We start from the raw sequence: 19,692 nt of genomic DNA, 5'->3' as shown, positions 1-19,692 counted from the left end.
GCTGGTGTTAAACTCCGATAATACATAACATAGAGAGTAGGAGGAGGGAGGTTGCCATGAATATTTTTGGTCAATTACGTCCGTACTATTGGTCACAAAGGAAAATGATGCTGGGCTCATTGTTATGCTTAGTTGTAGCAACAGCGCTTGGTCTTGTTTATCCTAACTTGCTGCGCATCCTTATTGATGATGTCATTGGCAAAGAACAGTTTCATTGGGTACCTTGGCTGGCGGGAGCTGTAGTTCTCGTCGTGTTGTTGAAAGGTTCGATGCAGTTCCTGCACGGATTCCTAGGAGGAAGAGTAGCCAATCATGTTGCCTATGAGATGCGAAATGCTTCTTACGACAAGCTGCAAACGTTATCTTATCGATACTATGACAAAGCACGTACCGGTGATTTGATGTCGAGGCTTACAGCTGATCTGGAAGGAATACGATTGTTTATTGGATTCGGCTTTGCGCAATTATTGAATTTGTTCTTAATGGTCGTATTAGGATCAGCAATGATGCTGTCGCTCAATTGGAAGCTTACGCTAATTACGATGGTGACAATGCCGATACTCGTGTTCACGGTGTCCAAATTCCAAGCGGCCATACATCCTGCCTTCCAAGAGATGCGGCAAACATTCAGTGAACTAAATACAGCTGCTCAGGAAAACATAACTGGTATGCGTACGGTAAAATCATTCGCGCGCGAAAAACACGAAGTGGATAAATTCTCAAGCCGCAATGAGGCTTACAAAAACAATCAGCTTCGCGCAGCCAACTTGTGGGGCGGATATTTTCCGGTCATGGAGCTTCTATCTTTATTATGTGTGGTTCTGCTGCTTACTGTAGGTGGCACGATGGTAATCAAGAAACAGTTGTCGCTCGGGGAACTAGTCGCATTTTTCAGTATGATATGGTATATCATTGGTCCGATGTGGGGGATTGGGTTTCATATTAACAACTATACACAAGCAAAATCCTCTGGTGAGCGTATTTTGGAATTGTTAGATTCACATATCGACATCAAGAATAGTGATTCTCCTTATGTGTTAGATGATAATAAGGTTCAAGGTCATGTCCAGTTCCGTGATGTTTCTTTCAACTATGAAGAAGATGCAGTGGCAGTGAGCCAGATTGACTTTGATGCTACCCCGGGTAAAGTAATTGGCTTGATGGGAGGCACGGGGGCTGGTAAGTCTACCATTATTCAGCTGCTTATGCGAGCTTATGATGTGAATGAAGGAGCTGTAACGCTGGATGGGAGAAACATCAAGGATATTGAAATTACGAGTTTGCGCAGTCAGATCGCTATCGTATTTCAAGAGACGTTCTTGTTCTCATCAACGATACGAAACAACATCGCATACGGCCGTAATGATGTGAGCATGGATGAAATTATTCGCGTTGCGAAGTTGGCCCAAGCGCATGATTTTATTATGGAGCTTCCATTAGGCTATGATACGTTAGTAGGGGAACGCGGACTTGGGTTGTCAGGTGGTCAAAAGCAGCGTATTGCGATAGCGCGTGCATTGTTGTGTGACCCTAAAGTATTAGTGCTGGATGATGCCACAAGTGCTGTAGATATGGAAACAGAGCATTCGATTCAAGCCGGGTTCCAAGAAGTGATGAAAGGGCGTACTGTATTTATTATTGCCCATCGTATTTCTTCTTTGCGACATGCCGATGAGATTCTCATATTAGATAAAGGAAAGATTGTTCAGCGTGGAACGCATGAGGAACTTATTCAACAGCCAGGCATGTATAAAGATACGTACCAAATTCAATATGCAGATTATTTGAACCTTGCCAAACAAGGGGTTTATAGTGAGGTGAGCTCATGAGGACCACAACAGCTGCATCTACTTCGCAGCATGAGTCAGAAGCGATTGCACGTGAAGCCCAGAAAAATCCTTCGCGATTTGTATATCCAGATGATGAACTTATTGAGAAGCCGTTCAACTGGGCTCAAATGCGCAGGCTGTTCGCTTATATGCGACCGTACAAGCGTCAGCTACTTCCTGCACTAATTGTACTTATTATCGTAGATACACTGACAAAGCTGTCCATTCCGTTTCTCATTAGTTATGCGATTGATTCAGCTATTGCTCCGTCAAATGGCATGGATCCGTCTCTTAGAATGCTGTATATCGTGGCTGGTACCGTACTTGGCTTGTACATTGTTCAATGGGCTGCAAATACATATCGCATTAAGTTTATGAGTATGATTGGTCAACGCATTATTTATGATTTACGTGCTGATTTGTTCAAGCATATACAGACGCTGTCTTTCCGTTTCTATGATAAGCGTCCTGCAGGTTCCGTCCTTGTACGTATTACGAATGATGTGAACTCCTTGCAAGATTTATTTACCAATGGGGCTATAAACGTTCTCGTTGATTTGCTCCAATTGGCGGGGATCGTCATTATATTAATGTTTTTAAATGTTAAACTAGCGATCGCGGTTATGATTACTGTGCCGATTATGTTCGTTGTTTCTACACGATTGCGCCGTCATATTCGCATGGCTTGGCAAGATGTTCGCATTAAGCAATCTCGCATTAATTCTCATTTAAATGAAGCGATTCAAGGGATGCGAGTAACACAAGCTTATGCGCAAGAACAAGAGAACATGAAGTTTTTTGATAAAATGAACCGTATCAATAAAGCTTCCTTTGACCGTGCTTCTATGATGAATCAAACGTTCAGCCCGATTATCGAGGTTACGAGCGCAATTGGTGGATTTATCTTATTCTGGTATGGGTCGCACTTGATTCAAGTTGGAGCTATCACGGTTGGAATATTGTTCGCATTCGCGCAATATGTAGGGAACTTCTGGGAGCCAATTAATCGTCTCGGCACGATGTATTCCCAAATGTTAATTGCTATGGCTTCTTCAGAGCGCATATTTGAGTTTATGGACGAGAAGCCAAATGTGGATGAGAATAAAGAATCAAAGCAGCTCCCAGTTGTAAAAGGAGATATTCAGCTCGACAACGTTGTGTTCGAATATGAAGCTGGTCGTCCTGCAATTCGAAATATCTCCTTCGATGTGGAGGCAGGGCAGTCCATTGCACTGGTTGGTCATACAGGATCAGGTAAAACGACGATTATTAGTTTGATTAGTCGTTTCTACGATCCGACAGAGGGACGTGTGCTTGTAGATGGTCACGATATACGTGAAGTACAATTGAACAGCTTGCGGACGCAAATTGGTATCGTTATGCAAGATACGTTCATATTTTCGGGTACTATTCGTGATAACATCCGCTTCGGTCGATTAGATGCAACAGATGAGGAAGTGGAAGCAGCTGCAAGGTCTGTTCATGCACATGAGTTTATTGAGAAATTGCCAATGGGTTATGATACAGAGGTGCAAGAGCGGGGAAGTGCCCTTTCTATGGGACAGCGGCAGTTGTTGTCATTCGCTAGAGCACTGCTTGCAGATCCGAGAATTCTTATTTTGGATGAGGCGACAGCAAGTATTGATACCGATACGGAAATTAAAATTCAACATGCGTTGAAGACATTGCTTAAAGGGCGTACTTCCTTTATCATTGCGCATCGATTATCAACCATTCGAGATTGTGACCGCATTATTGTACTGAATCAAGGTGTTATTCAAGAACAAGGCTCGCATGATCAATTGATGGATAAACAAGGAACTTATTATGGTTTGGTAGCTGCCCAATTCAAGTACATGTGATCAAGTGAGTCTAGTGTGTGTACTACTATTGCATGATTCTATCTTCTAACCAATAAGAAGCTGTCCTACACCAAGTCGGTGAGGGGCAGCTTCTTTTACGTACAGGTATTAATTACATCGAACTATGCTGTGGACTTTGGTGTGATTGCGATCATGCCTCGGTTTATCGTAAATGAAATTGCTGTAGGTGTAATGGGTGTCTGTGATGTCCCTATAGTAGGGATTATTGTATACTCTCCATCTGGTAAATGAACCTTGTTGTTATTTTTTATGACCGTTCCGTTCCAATTACGTACTTCGTAGTGCCCACGCTTCGTAATTCCTGCTCGCTCTTGGATAGTTCCCATGTCACCGTACACTGCATGTTGAACACTTAATTTCAAATGTTGGATAGATTCGCGCACACTATACTCAATATTCGCTGTCTGCTGATTCGTGCTCCATACATTAGGTGTCATTTTCAGAGAAAATATGGGTGGCAATGTATATTCCTCTCCAATAAATACACTGAAAGGGACTCGTAAGGTGTGCCCACTTGTTACTTCCGTTAGAATAATGTGTCCAAAGCTACTTCCCTCCGTTCCATTTGAGGGTACTTGTAATTGAATAGAAATGTCAGCTTGTTCTCCAGCGCGCAGTGGGACGAGGGTATCGTAAGTTGCACCATTAACTGAAATGGTGCCAGCTGATTGATTTGTCTGCTGTTTAGAAGCCTCTCTGTAATGTTGATCGGCTATGTTGGTTATTTTATGGTTGGGCCCATCGAACTGGATAGATATGTTATACATTTGGTCTTTATCTACGATATCTTTAAGTATCAGTTCACGCTGAATGTTAGCACCAGGCATAACTTGTCCAAAAGAAAGGCTGCCTGTGTAATAGTCATCCGGTTGAGCGTTATTCGTAACATTGGTCGTAGCTTGTATGAGTGCAATTGCTTCAGCTTCCAGTATCGTTGGGATGGACAATCGACCTGCTCCTTGGTCGTGGATCTTGTGTGTTTTGCCAGCTGCATCTGTAAGTGGTACTGCATTGTTCATAAGTATTGATTTGATTTCTCCTGGTTCAAAATAACTACCTTCCATTTCTGCTTTGTTCAAAAGTAACGCGGCGGTACCAGCGACATGCGGAGCAGCCATACTCGTACCATTTGTTTCTTTATAGGCATTGGAGTAATCACCATCCCATGAAGGGACCGTAGAACGAATCTTTGTACCAGGAGCTACAAGATCGGGTTTAATCTCGTAGTCTGGCAAAGATGGCCCACGTGAGCTAAATGGTGCAATTTGCTGCTGATTGATATTTGTACTCGTGGAAGCTCCAACAGCAATGGCCTGATGTGCACCAGTAGGGTGGGTGACGCTATATTCACTAGGCCCTCGATTGCCATTTGAGGTTACAGCTATAATTCCTGACATGGCAGCGTTATTTAAAGCCACTGTGTCCGCTGTGTACTGTGAATTGCTCTCACCGCTTAATGATAGATTAATGATATCCATATCGTCTTGTACTGCTTGTTCAATCGCAGCTACGATGTGTTCGGTTGTACCTTTTTTATACGGGCCAAGTACGCGATAAGCGTAAAGTTCCGCTTCAGGTGCGACGCCACGAACTGAGCCGTACGGATCAGTTGGGGTACTAGGATTACCACGGCCTACCAATACACCAGCTACAAATGTCCCATGCACCGTCGCATATTTAGCATTTTCCTCAGCTGTGAGGTCAGGTTTAGGTTGTGTCTCCATCGGATCGTTATCGTTATCTACGAAGTCGTAACCTCCTCGATAGGCCTTGGCCAAGCTTGGATGGCGATAATCGACGCCAGAATCAATAACACCAACTCGTATTCCTTTTCCTTTGAAACCTAGATTCCAAAGTGCTGACACCCCGATAATATCAAGGCTAATCGTTGTATTCGAAGTAGTATGCTGCAAGCTAGCTTCTGCATCGGCGTAGGTTAAAGGCGCTTCGTGAAAGACTTGATTGGGATAAATAGCTTTCACATGAGGCAGCTGCAATAATTGATCCACCTCATGTTGTGGAAGTTGAATCGATACGCCATTAAACACTTGTACATACTGATGATTAATTTGTGCTTGCGAGCTTTGCAGCAGGGATTGTTTGAAATCAGCTTGTTCGCTGTTAATTTGCTGCTTATACGTTTGCATTTGCGAACGTGCGACAAGTCCATTTCTGGCTTTGAGGTTGTGCACTTTCAATGGATCACTATGTAATTCAACAAGTACGGTAATTGGCGTACTGCTTGTTTTGTCGTAGTTCGTTACATAACTTTTTGGTATTAGTAATGGATTGGTCAGCGGGATTGGCGGGTGTTCAAATGCATCTAGACGGGGTGAGGGGAGTAGAATTCCAATGCATAAGCTAAGACTGAGTAATTTCAAATACCATTTGTCGTTCTTTTGATTCATAAATTAGGCCTCCTAGTTGTTTGTTCTAGATTAGTTATTAAGGATCGAGGCTTTCAGTGGGCATGAAAGGGAATGCATGCAATCGGAGTGCGGCAAATACAAATTACCCCAATGATTAGACCGTGAAACAATAATTTTTACGAGAAAAATAAAGAGGGAAGAGGCGGAAAAATAAGAGGCTATTCCTCGTAGAAATCTACGGTTGGAATAGCCTCTCATTTAATGATTGTGTGTACGATTATTTATGCTGGTGCTGTAAATGCTCCAATACACGATGGAGAATAGCAGCAGCTTCAGCACGTGTTACGAGTGCTTTAGGGTTGAATAGATTTTTATCTGTGCCACGGATAAAGCCTTGCTCAACCGCATAAGCGATCGCAGCTTGGGCATCAGCACTAATCTTGTTGCTGTCTTTGAAAGTAAGCTTCTTCGTCGTTGATTTGAGATCAACTTTCAAAGCTTGAACAAGCAATACAGCAACTTGTTCACGTGTAAGGTTTGTAAATGCACCTTTTTCTTTCGCACGATCGTTCCACTTCAGTGTTGAACCAAGCAAACGATCCAACAAGGACAGCCATTCAGCTTGATTTACGTTGTCGTTCGGCTTGAATGTGTTAGGCGTCGTTTTGCCTGCAATCAGATGGTGAGCTGCAAGCACTTCGATGCGGTCTTTTGCCCAATGCTTAGCAAGATCAGAGAAAGATTTTTCATAAGAACCTAATGTGAAGATAGAGCCAGATGTATCTACATTAAGATGTAGATATCCTGTTGCTGGCTTAAATCCAGCATTTAAGTAAGTTAGTTTGTCGCTGTACGTAGCGTCGTAAACGCCCACTTTACGCGGATCTTTTGCCACTGCCGCATCGATTTTGAGACCGACTAGCAATGGAGCTTTCCATGTTTGCTTGTTTGTTGCGAATTTCAATGTTGGTGCAGCTTGTTTAACACCTGCCACAGCAGACGTGGATGGGGCATTCTTTTGAGAGATAATGAACTTGATGCCATCTTTGTCAGCTAATTCGCTGAGTGTTTCGTTGTATGCTTGAATATCAACGGTAGTACCGTTTACACGCAATGTTTTCTTAGAGTCAATCAAAGCTTTAACAATAGAGCTGGACAGCTGGAGCTCAACTTGTTCGTACTTCGTGAAGTCTACGTCAGATACATCGAGCTGAACTTGCTTCACATCTTTGTTGTCCAATTGAGCTTTAATTACGCTGTCTTCTACCGCTAAGATAGCATTTTTCTTACTGTCTTTAGTGGACTCAGTTAACGTTCCTGCTTTGAGCTTAGTTCCTGCAGGAGCAGAAGGGAAATATCCGCTGAATGAGTTGTTGTTACCTGGGTTTGGTTTTACAGGCGTAGGCTTAACTACTTTTACTAAGATAGGTGCAAAAGGAACAGCAGCCTCTACTTTATTAGCTGAACTTAACAACTTAATGTTTTGGACATCGAATAAATAAGTGCCTGCTTCTTTTGCTTTGAACGTTAGGCTGACTAGATTATCGACGCCTTTAGCAGCCCCATTAGAAAGGCTTACTGCATAATCGAGTCTCTTCTTATTAGGACCAAAATCAACAATGTTTGATTGAATTGATAAAGGTACACCAGGATTATGTTGCTGTTGATAGGTAGCCAACGTTACACTTTGTTGAATATTACTAAGTTCCAACTCAAACTTTTTATCGTACAAGACGCTAAAGTTAGCTGCATAAACAGCCTCTGTAGCTGTAACCTTTACATCTACACGGAACGTATCTCCGACCTTAACTTCAGAAGCAGTTGAAACGGCTCCTACTGCTGGTGAGTTAGGCGCATAATCGAATTGAATAATTTGTGGGTTAGTGAGTCCGTTCCCAGCTAGATCATGTACAAATAACCCCAGTACATTCGTGCCATACTTTAATGGCACATCTATGGTGAAATCACCATTGTCATAAACTGTACCCGCAATAAAGCTCGCACTACCATCTGGATTTATTGCTGCTACTTGTACACCAATGATATTTTTAAGTGGTTCTGTTGCAGGTAGCAGGTCGATTAGTAAATCGCTATCGATTGTACCACTAATCGTACCATGAGTAGGTTTTGCTGGATCTACTCCGGGTTTATTTAATGTATAGACTGGAGCTGTATTATCTACAATAAGTTCACTTCTAGCATTGAGTAAAAGCTTAGAATCGACTTTAGGAACTAAATAATAGAAACCATCTTTAAGCGAAACGGATGCATTGTCTTTCTTCACTGTTCCATTCCATTTGCTGAATTCATAATATCCTTTATTGACACTGCCATTTGATTCTACAATCGTACCTTGTTCGTTATAAACAGCATCCACTACACTGATGGCTAGTTGATTTACTTTTTCAGCAACCCCATACTCAACATCAATAACATCTTGCACGCCATCCCCATTTGGAGAGAAGTAAAGTTTAGAAGGAGTGACAGTAGGTACGGATGGCAGAACATAATCGTCACCAACATAGGCGCTGTACGGAAGACGTAAAGTATGATTGCTTGTAGTCTCTTTTAGTAATATAGCCCCTTCATATACACCTTTAGCAGCCTTAGCAGGCACGTTCAGCGTAAGTTTGAATGAAGCTTGAGCGCCAGCTGAAAGATTCACCTGTGCTTGATCCGCAGTTACGGTAACATCTGGGGAGCCGCTGATTGTTTCTACTGAAACATCATACACTTGATTTTTGTTGGCAATATCTTTAAGTGTAACTTGCTTTTCAGATGCTGCACCGACATTTACTTGTCCAAATGAAACACTACCAGTGGAATAATCATCAGGTACATAATCTTTTGTTGCATCTGTAATGTAACCTACTGAAGCAACGGCCTCTGCTTTTAGGATTCTAGGAAGGTCCACACGACCTGCGCCTTGAGAGGCAATATCATAGGTTTGACCTTCGCGTGTTTTAACAGAAACTGCATTATTCGTAATGAGTGACTTGATTAGATCTGGATTTAATTCTTTTTGTTCCTTCTCGGCTTTTTCCTGTAATAGGGCAACGACACCAGCTATATGAGGAGCGGCCATACTTGTGCCATTGTTATCTTCATAAGCTTTTTCGTATTTTCCGTCAAAGGCTGGGACAGAGGAACGAATCGCTACACCAGGTGCGAGAATATCAGGTTTAATTGCATATCCCGGCAAAGCAGGGCCGCGAGAACTAAAGCCAGCTACTAGATCTTGTTCGGTAATCGTTTGGTAGGTTAGCTTTGTTGTTCCAGCAGCGAGCTTCGCTTTAATCGCCTCTCCATCTTTCTTCGTAATACCGAATGTAGGCACGGCTTTAGGATCAGGTACAGATGGGCTTAGCTCTCCGTCAGCATTGTTATGAATAAGAACGGCAGCAGCACCTGCAGCTGTAGCATTAAGCGCTTTTTCAGCAAATGTAATCTCTCCGCGGGAGATAAGAACCAGTTTTCCTTTAACATCTTTACTTGTAAAATCAGAAGTTTTACCAAGTCCCGCGAAAACGACCTCCAACTCTTGATTGTCTTTTAGGAATTTCTCATATGTAGCAATATTACCGTGAATAGCGGTTGTACCAACACCGTGGAAATTAGCAGCTTTTAGTGGTGGTGTAGATGCGCCGACAGAAATTGCTTGATGCGCAGCACCTGGACTACCAACGGTATAACCGTTAGGGCCTGAATTACCGTTCGAAATAACGACAGGGACTCCTACAATAGCAGCATTGTTAGCAGCTACGGAATCTGCTGTATATTCAAAGTTAGTAGGTGAGCCTAAAGATAGATTCAGAACGTCCATACCTTGTTCAACTGCTTTTTCAATCCCGGCAATAACAGAAGCGGTTGTACCACTACCATACTCACCAAGTACACGGTAAGCATAAAGATCGGCACCAGGTGCAACTCCTCGTACCCAACCTTTATCATAGTTAGGGATTTCGGGGTTGCCTCGCCCTAAAATGGTTCCAGCGACATGAGTACCATGAGAGGTTTCTACGTTTCTACCGTTTCTAGGTGGTTTTGCTGGATTAGGCTTAGTTTCATATGGATCGTTATCGTTGTCGATAGTGTCATATCCGCCTTTATAGGCATCCTTTAAGCTTGGGTGATTATAATCAACACCTGTATCAAGTACACCGACCTTAATGTTTTTGCCTGTCACATCAGCTTTCCAAAGCAGAGGAGCGCCAATATGCTTCGTCGATTCATCCATAAATGGATTCACATTTGCATCATCTTGGAATGGCAACGAATAGAAAGTCTGATTTGGATAAATTGCTTTTACACCTGGGAGTTTAAGTAGGTCATCTACTTGCTGTCCCTTGATCTCGATTGCAAAGCCATTGAAAACTTGAGAGAATTGTTGATTAATTTTACCGTTTAACTCGGATTGAAGCGCGTATTTAAATTGTGCTTGTTCAACTTGCAATTGTTGAACGGTGTCCTCACCATTCGATAAAATGCCAGGGTGTTGCTGAGTCTGTTGAACTTTCACAGGCTCTGTTTGAAGTTCTACGATAACAGTGATGGGTTTGTTACCTTCTGAATAAGCCTGAGGCAAATAATTTTGGGGTTCTAATTTGGATAATTGTAACTTGATATCCTGTGGTAGCTTGGATGTTACTTTTAAGTTTTTAATTTGTTCAATCTCTGACAACTTGGAAGGTTGCCCTGCTTGCTCAGCTGCTGCAAAAGTTGGAAACAATAGGCTTGCAGTTAGCGTTAGGCTCATAAATGTAGCTAACGTTTTGCGGTAGGAAGTTGTACTCAAATAAAATCCTCCTTCAATAAATGGGGTTATAATACGATGATTGAGTTAAAACAGTGAGGCATGAAGGAAAGCGCAGAACCTCCTTTCGAGGATGAAGTGAACTGCATCTCATGAGTACGATTCTAAGGTGTGCTTGTCTATGAGGTAATACTTCCTATTTTAATGTGAGAATTGACCAGTGTACATGGATTATATTCCTAATTATATAGAAAAAAGTCCTGATTTTCGTTTAGGAAGTGAGGCGAAAAATGCAGAATTAGCAAGTTTTTTGTCAATTGGAATGAACTGGTTATGTTTGCATTGTTTCAAGGAAATAGGTAATGTAAAGATATTGATTGGAAAAATATCGATATGGAGCGTTGTGCTCATGTGAGGATTCCATCTCATGTGTTTGCGTGCTTGCACAGAGGGTTATATTTGAACAAAGAAACGAGGGGTATCTTTGAAGCGTAAACAATCTCGGCTGTGGTCGATTATTATGGCGGGGGGAGTAGCGACGACGTTGTTGTTTGTCTTAGGATTTGGTTTGGCTGTTGCAGATATTATAGCTCCTGCTTCCATACCATTTACAGAGAAACCTGAGTCTCAAGCACCACTTGTTGAACCAGAGCGTTCAGAGCAAGAAATAAACATTGTCTCCTTAGGCGATTCATTGACTCGTGGAACAGGGGATGAGACAGGTCAAGGTTATGTTCGACGTGCTGTTGCCCAGCTATCTAAGGAGCAAACGAAACCTGTTAAACTCGTAAATAATTTAGCTATTAATGGACAGCGTGCGGATCAGCTCGTTGAACGTTTGAAACAGCAATCTGTCGGCAATACATTGAAGCAAGCGAACGTTATTTTTCTAACGATAGGCGGCAATGATTTATTTCAAAGCGCACGCGATGATCAGATGAGCAACAACCCATTGAACGCAGAATCTCTCAAGGCGAAAGTAGAGAAGGGGACGAATGATGCGATTCAGGTGCTGAACCAGATTAGAGAATGGAATGAGTCTGCGCTTATCGTATATGTAGGATTGTACAATCCATTTTCTGATTTGAAAGAAATGCATCAAGATGGTAATGAAGTTGTGCAGCAATGGAATGATACGATGTTTAATACGATAAATAAAGATGCGAATATGATTATGATTCCGACACAAGATTTATTTGAGCGTAACATAGGAAAATATTTATCCTCTGATCATTTTCATCCGAATGGAATAGGGTACGAGGCGATTGCTACACGAGTGGTGCAAAGTATCAAATAAGAAATGAGAAAGCAGTCAGTTAGCGTGTAATGACTCGTTACAGTTAGATAAACAGGAGGCGGTCATATGACTGAAAAGTCCATTCCTGTCTTGTCCGTACAGCAAGTGAAGAAGCGTGTGGGCAAGAAGTGGATTATACATAATGTGTCGTTTGACGTTCATGAAGGTGAAATATTTGGCTTTCTCGGCCCCAACGGTGCAGGGAAGACAACAACGATACGAATGTTAGTGGACCTCATTAAGCCGACAGAAGGTAGAATACAAGTATGTGGCTATGATGTGAATAAAGAACCAGAGAAAGCGCTTCGTTTCGTCGGTGCCATCGTTGAAAACCCTGAAATGTATAACTTTTTAACGGGTTGGGAAAATTTAGAGCAGTTTGCAAGGATGGTGCCGGATGTAGATGAGAAGCGGATTGAGGAAGTAGTCGCTATCGTTGGGATGTCCAAACGCATCCACGACAAAGTAGGGACCTATTCTCTAGGTATGCGACAGCGACTCGGTATTGCTCAAGCGTTGCTCGTTCGGCCGAAGCTGCTTATTCTAGATGAGCCAACAAATGGATTGGATCCTTTAGGTATAAAGGAGCTGCGCCAATTTATCCGTGTGTTGGCCGAAAGTGGGATGGCTGTATTTGTATCTAGTCACTTGCTGAGCGAAATTCAGTTAATGTGTGACCGTGTTGCCATTATTAGCAATGGAAAAGTGCTGGCAGTTGATGATGTGAATCAGCTTCTACTCGGAAGAAATCAATATGTGATATGGTTCGTATCGGATGTAGAGCAGGCTGCAAAGATTTTGAAGCAAAGTGGATTAACTCGGATCGTAAATGAAACGGATGCAATCATCGATGAGTCTATTTTGATAGGTTTACCAGATAGTCGAGTATTGACGGATACTCACCCTGATCACATTGCTGACTTGAATCGACTGCTGCTCGAGCAAGGTGTACAAGTGAATGGAATTCAGCGTGTAATGCCTACGTTAGAACAACTCTTCTTAGAAATGACAGAAGGGGGGCACATCGAATAGTATGTTGGCGCTTATTCAAAATGAAACGATAAAAGTATTGAAGAAACGACGGTTCTATGTCGTACTTCTTATCTTAGTTATTCTCATACCTGTGTTTACATACGCGCAAATGAAAGTGGCTCAAAATAGTCTTGAGAAATTTGATCAGGACTGGCGTAGAGAACTCACGCAGCAAATTACAGATTTGCAGAATTCGCTAGGCAGTGACCGAATACCTGAGGAATGGAAGAAGTTTAGAAAAATTATTTTGCAGCAGCTTCAATATTATCTTGATCATGATGTCAATCCGAAAGAGCCCAATGGTGTAACGTTTACACGTACATTTATGGACAACTCGGTAAATCTATTTATACCACTGCTAGTCATGGCAATCGCCAGTGATATTGTGTCTTCTGAACGCTCTACAGGCACGATTAAGATGCTGCTTACAAGACCTGTGAGAAGATGGAAAGTATTAATGAGTAAATGGCTTGTACTTATGATGTTCACAGGCGTCATTGTATTTGTGACAGCGCTGCTATCTTATGTCATTTCAGGTGCTGTATTTGGGTATGGAGGTTGGACGATTCCGTTATTTACGGGATTTGATATATCGGGTACGAGCGTGAATTACAATGATGTTCATATCGTGCCAGCATGGCTGTATGTCCTCATGCAGTGTGGTCTAATCTGGTTTGCTAGTATTGTCGTAGCTGCACTTGGATTTATGATCTCTGTACTTGTTCGGAGTACGGCGGCCAGCATTGTAACATTAATGGCGACGCTAATTGCGGGTACCATTTTGTATAACATGGCATCATCGTGGCCAACTGCAAAATATTTGTTTATGATTAATTTGAAATTAACGGATTATTTGGCAGGAACTCCAACGCCAGTAGATGGCATGACACTCCCATTTTCATTGGCTGTACTAAGCATATGGGCAATTTGTGCACTGTTTATTGCTTTCAGTGTCTTTACGAAACAGGACATGATGAATTAAAATAGTTAAGAAAGCGAAACATCTGTTTGCATCCTGACGGTTGCCGAAAGGCTGGAGGCGTTGTTCCAGACGTCAGGGTGCGACAGATTTTCTTTTGATTTCGGAAATTCGATAATCATCAATAGTTTAATCAAAGGGGGAGCATGAATGGTCGACCAAGTCGATATGTTCGGCGGAAAGCCTGAGCAGCAAGGTGCAGGCACGATAATGGAATATGGCGCTGACGACATTCAAGTGCTCGAAGGGCTTGTAGCGGTACGTAAGAGACCGGGGATGTACATAGGAAGTACAAGCTCCTCGGGTCTTCATCATCTTGTTTGGGAAATCGTGGACAATGCCGTCGATGAGCATCTTGCCAAATACTGCTCTGTTATAGATGTCACCATACACGCGGATAATTCCGTAACTGTACGAGACAATGGACGTGGTATTCCAACGGGAATACATAAGACAGGTGTACCGACTCCACAGGTCGTATTCACGATTTTGCATGCGGGTGGTAAGTTCGGTGGAGCAGGATATAAGAAATCCGGGGGCTTGCACGGGGTTGGTGCCTCGGTAACGAATGCTTTATCAGAATGGTTGCAAGTAGAAATTTATCGAGATGGCAAGATTCATCGCCAACGCTTTGAGTCATGGACGGATGCCGCTGGAATGGAACACGTAGGTGAGCCTGTTACTGGCTTGGAAGTCGGCGGAAATACGAATCGTACAGGTACAAAAGTAACATTTAAGCCTGATACGAAAGTGTTCCATGGTAACATTCACCTGAATTTTGATACATTGAGCGAGCGTTTGCAGGAAATAGCGTTCTTGAATTCTGGCTTGGAAGTCAATGTGAAGGATGAACGTTCTGGCAAGCAAGAGCAGTTCCGTTATGCGGGTGGTGCAAGTGAATTCGTACAGTATTTAAATGAGAACAAGAGCGTTCTTCATGAAGTAATTCACTTCACAGGTGAAAGAGATGAGATCGAAGTTGAAATCGCGATGCAATACAATGATGGATATACGGAAACGATCGCATCATTCGTTAACTCCATTTCAACAAGAGGCGGCGGTACGCACGAAACCGGCTTCAAAACAGCATATACGCGAGTAATGAATGAATATGCTCGTAAAAATAGCTTGTTGAAGGAAAAAGATAAAAATCTTGAAGGTAATGACCTGCGCGAAGGCATGATGACGGTCGTTAGTGTAAAAATGTCCGATGTGGAATTTGTCGGGCAGACAAAAGACCAGCTAGGTAGTGCTTCTGCACGTGGCGTCGTTGATGCGGTCGTAACGGAGCAAATGCAAATCTTCTTGGAAGAGAATCCTCAAGTTGCGCAATCGTTAGTTAAGAAAGCCGTTCAAGCTTCTAAGGCTAGAGAAGCTGCGCGCAAAGCGAGAGAAGAAGTACGTTCGGGTAGGAAACGCAGCGAGAGTACGAACTTGGGTGGCAAGCTGACACCAGCACAATCCAAAGATGCTACTCGTACTGAGCTGTTTATCGTCGAGGGTGATTCAGCAGGTGGATCTGCGAAGCAAGGGCGTGATTCTAAGACACAAGCAATCTTGCCGCTTAAGGGTAAACCGATGAACCCAGAGAAGTCTAAGCTTGCAGATATTCTGAAAAATGACGAGTACCGAACGATTATTCACGCAATTGGAGCAGGCGTTGGTTCAGAGTTTGAACTGGACGAATGCAACTATTCCAAAATCATTATTATGACCGATGCCGATACGGATGGAGCACATATCCAAGTATTGCTGCTAACATTCTTCTATCGCTATATGAAGCCGCTAATTGACGCGGGACGAGTTTACATCGCTCAACCGCCGTTGTTCAAGATAACTCACAAAAAAGGGAAGCATACTTCCGTCAGATACGCATGGACAGAGGAACAATTGAACAATTACTTAAAACAGTTAGGTTCGCAAGCTGAAATTCAGCGTTATAAAGGACTCGGTGAGATGAATCCGGATCAGCTGTGGGAAACGACAATGGACCCGGAGACACGAACGTTGTTACAAGTACAGATTGAAGATGCTGCTAAAGCGGAGCGTCGAGTATCGACACTTATGGGTGATAAAGTCGAGCCGCGAAAGCGTTGGATTGTAGAGAACGTGGACTTTACGGAGTTCGAAGAATAGAAGGGTGATTAGAGATGAGCGTATCGGAACAGTTCAAGCCTGCGTTTCTAGAAGACGTAGTTGGTGACCGATTCGGTAGATACTCCAAATACATTATTCAAGACAGAGCCATTCCTGACGTTAGGGATGGCTTGAAGCCAGTTCAACGACGTATTTTATTCGCGATGTATGATTCTGGTAATACATCAGATAAGCCTTATCGTAAGTCTGCAAAGACCGTCGGTGATGTAATGGGTAATTATCATCCGCATGGTGATTCATCTATTTATGACGGTATGGTACGTATGGCACAGCCTTGGAAAATGTCTCATGTACTCGTAGATGGGCATGGAAACTGGGGTTCCCTAGATGACGATCCAGCAGCAGCAATGCGTTATACAGAGGCAAGACTATCGCCAATTGCGAACGAGCTGCTTCGTGATATTGAAAAAGATACCGTTTTATTTAGAGCGAACTTCGATAATACAACGGAAGAACCTTCTGTTCTCCCAGCACGGTTCCCAAATTTACTTGTGAATGGCGTCAGCGGTATTTCTTCTGGATTTGCTACCGAGATACCTACGCACAGTTTGCGTGAAATTATTGATGCTTGTGTTGCGATGATCGATAAGCCTTCGATGGAACTTGATGAAGTGATGCAGATCGTACAAGGTCCTGACTTCCCAACCGGAGGCATTATTATGGGTGAAGAAGGAATCCGGGAAGCTTATCGAACTGGAAAAGGCCGAATTTACATTCGCTCAAAGACCGAGATTGAAGATTTGCGCGGTAGCAAGCAACAAATCGTTATCACGGAGATTCCTTATCAAGTTGTGAAGTCGCGCCTTGTTACAGCGATGGAGAACATTCGCTTAGAGAAGAAAGTGGATGGCATTGCTGAAGTTCGTGATGAGAGTGGCCGTGATGGATTGCGCATTGTGGTTGAGCTAAAGAAAGAAGCGGATGCGCAAGGTATTTTGAACTATTTGTTCAAGAAGACGGATCTACAAGTTACTTACAACTTCAATATGGTTGCGATCGTGAATAAGGCGCCACAACAGCTTGGCATTATTCAAATATTGAAGGCTTATATTCAACATCAACGCGATGTGGTAACTGCGCGTACACAATATGATTTGAATAAAGCGTTGGATCGTTCGCATGTATTAGAGGGACTAGTAAAGGCGCTTAATATATTAGACGAAGTTATTGCAGCTATCAAAGCATCGAAAAATCGCCAAGATGCACAACTTAATCTCGTTAACCAATTCGGATTCACGGAACGTCAAGCAGACGCAATCTTAACTCTCCAATTGTATCGTTTAACGAATTTAGAACTAACATCATTAACGAAAGAGTTAGATGAGATTAAGAAAAAGGTAGCAGAGCTCCAGCTTATTTTAAGTAACGAACGAAAGCTGTTACAAGTCATCAAGAAAGAAATGACGGATATTCGTAATCGCTATGGGATTGATCGTCGTTCTGTTGTACAAGGTGAGATTGAGGAAATCAAAGTCAATCTTGAAGTTATGGTTAATTCAGAAGATGTAATCGTAACGGTTTCCAATGATGGATATGTAAAGCGCACTAGTATGCTTTCATTCAATCGTTCAGGTGGAGAATGGAACGGTTCCGGCGTGAAGGAAGGGGACCAAATTAGACATGTGTTCGAAGTGAATACACTTGATCGATTGTTGTTGTTTACACAACGAGGTCAATACTTCTCACTACCTGTGCATCTTGTGCCTGAGTTCAAGTGGAAAGATAATGGAACTGCTATTGTCAACGTGATTCCCATTGCCAAAGAGGATCGAGTTGTCGGCGTAATTCCAGTCAAGTCGTTTGAAGATGAATTACAATCACTCGTTTTTGTTACGAAGCGAGGACAAGTAAAGCGAACGTTGCTTAAAGAATATGAGACGAATCGAAGCGCGGCAGTTGTTGCATGTAAAGTGGCTGACCAAGATGAGATTATCCAAGTTTATGGTTCAGATATGTCTAATGATTTACTTCTTGTTACCAAGCAAGGCATGTCCATTCGTTTTGCAGAAAATGAAATCAATCCAATGGGACGAGCTGCTGCTGGTGTACGTGGCATACAGCTGAAGGATGAGGATTGTGTTGTTACTGCGCTCAGTGTGCATGGAGATGAAGGGGAAATTACGATCTTGACCGATTTGGGCTGGGGCAAGCGTTCTTTGCTGCTTGATTATGTCCAGCAGGGTCGAGGCGGTAAAGGAATGGCTAGCTTTGAGTTCAAGGAAGGGAAGCGTGTAAAGCCAAACGGCTCTGCTATTATGGGTGCTTTCTTTAGTAAGGAAGCTTATCCGATTTTCGCATTAACTGATAGTGGACGTACGCTATCCGTGTTAACCGAACGGGCTCCACTCATGGATAGAAAGTCGATAGGTAAAGCATTGCTTCCATTGGAGAAGGATGAGCAGATAGTCGATTTATTTGCGCTCCATCCTCCTCAGCATGCATAGAACGACGCTGGATCAGTCATAAGGTTTATGAGGCGGGTTTATCAGTTCATTTAATTTCATCGTTAACTCCAACACGACCCACAGTGGTACCGGTTCATCCAATCGGTCTTGCCATTGTGGGTCTTTTATAATGCCGGCATGAACTGCACGGTTGAATAATTCCAGCTTCCACGTATCCATCCTCATGCTCCTTTCATTTTCAGAAATGAGATTGCCTACTTTATTGTATGAAGGTATTAGGCACAGTGTGAACGATATGACAAGTTTGACATTGTGTAGCACGCTCATTCTTAGCATTTGTAAACATATGTGAAAGGGAACGTGACCATGAATGACAACTGTGGTATAATTTAGTTGTTTTTGTAGGTACGGGACAGTGTTGGAGAGGGTGATCGGATGCATGCTCACGATTTTGCGAAAGTATGGTCTAAATTAACAAAAGATTATCGCAACGTTATGGACGAGGCGTTAGCCCCTAGTTTGACGGACAGTCAGCTTATTGTGTTGGAAAAGGTGGCAGAACATAAGCGTCTGAAGCCTTCCGCATTAATTCCTTATTTAGAAACGACAGCAGCAGCTGTAACGACATTGTTGGACCGCATGGAGAAGAACGCATTAATAAGCCGCGAGCGTGATCAAGAAGATCGGCGTATCGTATGGGTTAGTTTAACTTCATTTGGAGAACAAGAGATGAACAGAGGCTTAGCTGCACGTGAATCTTACTGGAATGAACTGCTAAATCGAATTTCAGCACACAATCAGCAACTATTGTTGTTATTACTTCATAAGCTCACTCAATCACCAATCGATCAGCTCACGAATACGACGAAGAAGCAACAAGCAGAATTGACAAGTGTCGCAGCTTCTTCTTTGGCTGAATCCGCACATCATCCAATTTGACATCCTTAGAATAGTAACTTGAGGCTCTATTTCTTATATATGTATCAGC

Annotated in this window: 11 protein-coding genes; 8 read left to right on the top strand and 3 right to left on the bottom strand. The window is 42.7% G+C overall.

Going from position 1 to position 19,692, the window contains the following annotated elements; translation table 11 throughout:
• Positions 1-56: 56 nt before the first annotated feature.
• Positions 57-1,829 (top strand): ABC transporter ATP-binding protein, encoded by a 1,773-nt coding sequence (locus IFO66_RS04415; protein WP_192023963.1) that lies wholly within the window; start codon positions 57-59, stop codon positions 1,827-1,829.
• Positions 1,826-3,691: an ABC transporter ATP-binding protein gene (locus tag IFO66_RS04410; RefSeq protein WP_192023962.1), complete on the top strand. Its 1,866-nt coding sequence runs from the start codon at positions 1,826-1,828 to the stop codon at positions 3,689-3,691. The genes IFO66_RS04415 and IFO66_RS04410 overlap by 4 nt, the downstream gene beginning before the upstream one ends.
• Positions 3,692-3,813: 122 nt before the next feature.
• Here the strand turns inward: IFO66_RS04410 and IFO66_RS04405 are convergent, their stop codons facing one another.
• Both IFO66_RS04405 and IFO66_RS24050 read right to left on the bottom strand, forming a co-directional pair.
• A complete protein-coding gene (locus IFO66_RS04405; protein WP_192023961.1) occupies positions 3,814-6,120 on the bottom strand; it encodes a S8 family serine peptidase in 2,307 nt (768 codons plus the stop codon).
• Between the two features lie 238 nt (positions 6,121-6,358).
• Positions 6,359-10,876: a S8 family serine peptidase gene (locus IFO66_RS24050; RefSeq protein WP_192023960.1), complete on the bottom strand. Its 4,518-nt coding sequence runs from the start codon at positions 10,874-10,876 to the stop codon at positions 6,359-6,361.
• 442 nt (positions 10,877-11,318) lie between these two features.
• Between IFO66_RS24050 and IFO66_RS04395 the strand changes: the two genes are divergently transcribed.
• The 5 genes from IFO66_RS04395 (at position 11,319) to parC (ending at position 18,743) form a co-directional block, all read left to right on the top strand.
• Positions 11,319-12,131, top strand: coding sequence for a GDSL-type esterase/lipase family protein (locus tag IFO66_RS04395; RefSeq protein ID WP_225445493.1), 813 nt, complete (start codon positions 11,319-11,321; stop codon positions 12,129-12,131).
• A 66-nt stretch (positions 12,132-12,197) separates the two neighbouring features.
• Positions 12,198-13,163 carry an ABC transporter ATP-binding protein gene (locus IFO66_RS04390; RefSeq protein ID WP_192023959.1) on the top strand — a complete coding sequence of 322 codons (966 nt, stop codon included), beginning with the start codon at positions 12,198-12,200 and terminating at the stop codon, positions 13,161-13,163.
• A gap of 1 nt (position 13,164) precedes the next feature.
• Positions 13,165-14,145, top strand: coding sequence for an ABC transporter permease (locus IFO66_RS04385; protein ID WP_192023958.1), 981 nt, complete (start codon positions 13,165-13,167; stop codon positions 14,143-14,145).
• A 147-nt stretch (positions 14,146-14,292) separates the two neighbouring features.
• On the top strand, positions 14,293-16,278 hold the full coding sequence (gene parE / locus IFO66_RS04380) for a DNA topoisomerase IV subunit B (protein WP_192023957.1): 1,986 nt from the start codon (positions 14,293-14,295) through the stop codon (positions 16,276-16,278).
• Between the two features lie 14 nt (positions 16,279-16,292).
• Positions 16,293-18,743 (top strand): DNA topoisomerase IV subunit A, encoded by a 2,451-nt coding sequence (gene parC / locus IFO66_RS04375; RefSeq protein WP_192023956.1) that lies wholly within the window; start codon positions 16,293-16,295, stop codon positions 18,741-18,743.
• A gap of 12 nt (positions 18,744-18,755) precedes the next feature.
• On the opposite strand, the gene IFO66_RS04370 is transcribed toward parC, so the two are convergent.
• Positions 18,756-18,923, bottom strand: coding sequence for a hypothetical protein (locus tag IFO66_RS04370; RefSeq protein ID WP_192023955.1), 168 nt, complete (start codon positions 18,921-18,923; stop codon positions 18,756-18,758).
• Positions 18,924-19,139: 216 nt separating this feature from the next.
• Here IFO66_RS04370 and IFO66_RS04365 point away from each other — a divergent pair, with 216 nt between their 5' ends.
• A complete protein-coding gene (locus IFO66_RS04365) occupies positions 19,140-19,643 on the top strand; it encodes a MarR family winged helix-turn-helix transcriptional regulator (RefSeq protein WP_192023954.1) in 504 nt (167 codons plus the stop codon).
• Positions 19,644-19,692: the final 49 nt, after the last annotated feature.

Origin of the sequence: Paenibacillus arenosi (assembly GCF_014841135.1) — a bacterium.
GTDB classification, from domain to species: Bacteria; Bacillota; Bacilli; order Paenibacillales; family Paenibacillaceae; genus Paenibacillus_B; species Paenibacillus_B arenosi.
Note: the sequence above shows the minus strand (reverse complement) of the source record. Positions and strands in the feature narration are given on the sequence as shown.

Coding starts and splice junctions, on each gene's coding strand:
- IFO66_RS04390 (WP_192023959.1), top strand. CDS start 12,198: ATGACTGAAAAGTCCATTCCTGTCTTGTCCGTACAGCAAGTGAAGAAG.
- parC (WP_192023956.1), top strand. CDS start 16,293: ATGAGCGTATCGGAACAGTTCAAGCCTGCGTTTCTAGAAGACGTAGTT.
- IFO66_RS04410 (WP_192023962.1), top strand. CDS start 1,826: ATGAGGACCACAACAGCTGCATCTACTTCGCAGCATGAGTCAGAAGCG.
- IFO66_RS04405 (WP_192023961.1), bottom strand. CDS start 6,120: ATGAATCAAAAGAACGACAAATGGTATTTGAAATTACTCAGTCTTAGC.
- IFO66_RS04365 (WP_192023954.1), top strand. CDS start 19,140: ATGCATGCTCACGATTTTGCGAAAGTATGGTCTAAATTAACAAAAGAT.
- IFO66_RS04415 (WP_192023963.1), top strand. CDS start 57: ATGAATATTTTTGGTCAATTACGTCCGTACTATTGGTCACAAAGGAAA.
- parE (WP_192023957.1), top strand. CDS start 14,293: ATGGTCGACCAAGTCGATATGTTCGGCGGAAAGCCTGAGCAGCAAGGT.
- IFO66_RS04370 (WP_192023955.1), bottom strand. CDS start 18,923: ATGGATACGTGGAAGCTGGAATTATTCAACCGTGCAGTTCATGCCGGC.
- IFO66_RS04385 (WP_192023958.1), top strand. CDS start 13,165: ATGTTGGCGCTTATTCAAAATGAAACGATAAAAGTATTGAAGAAACGA.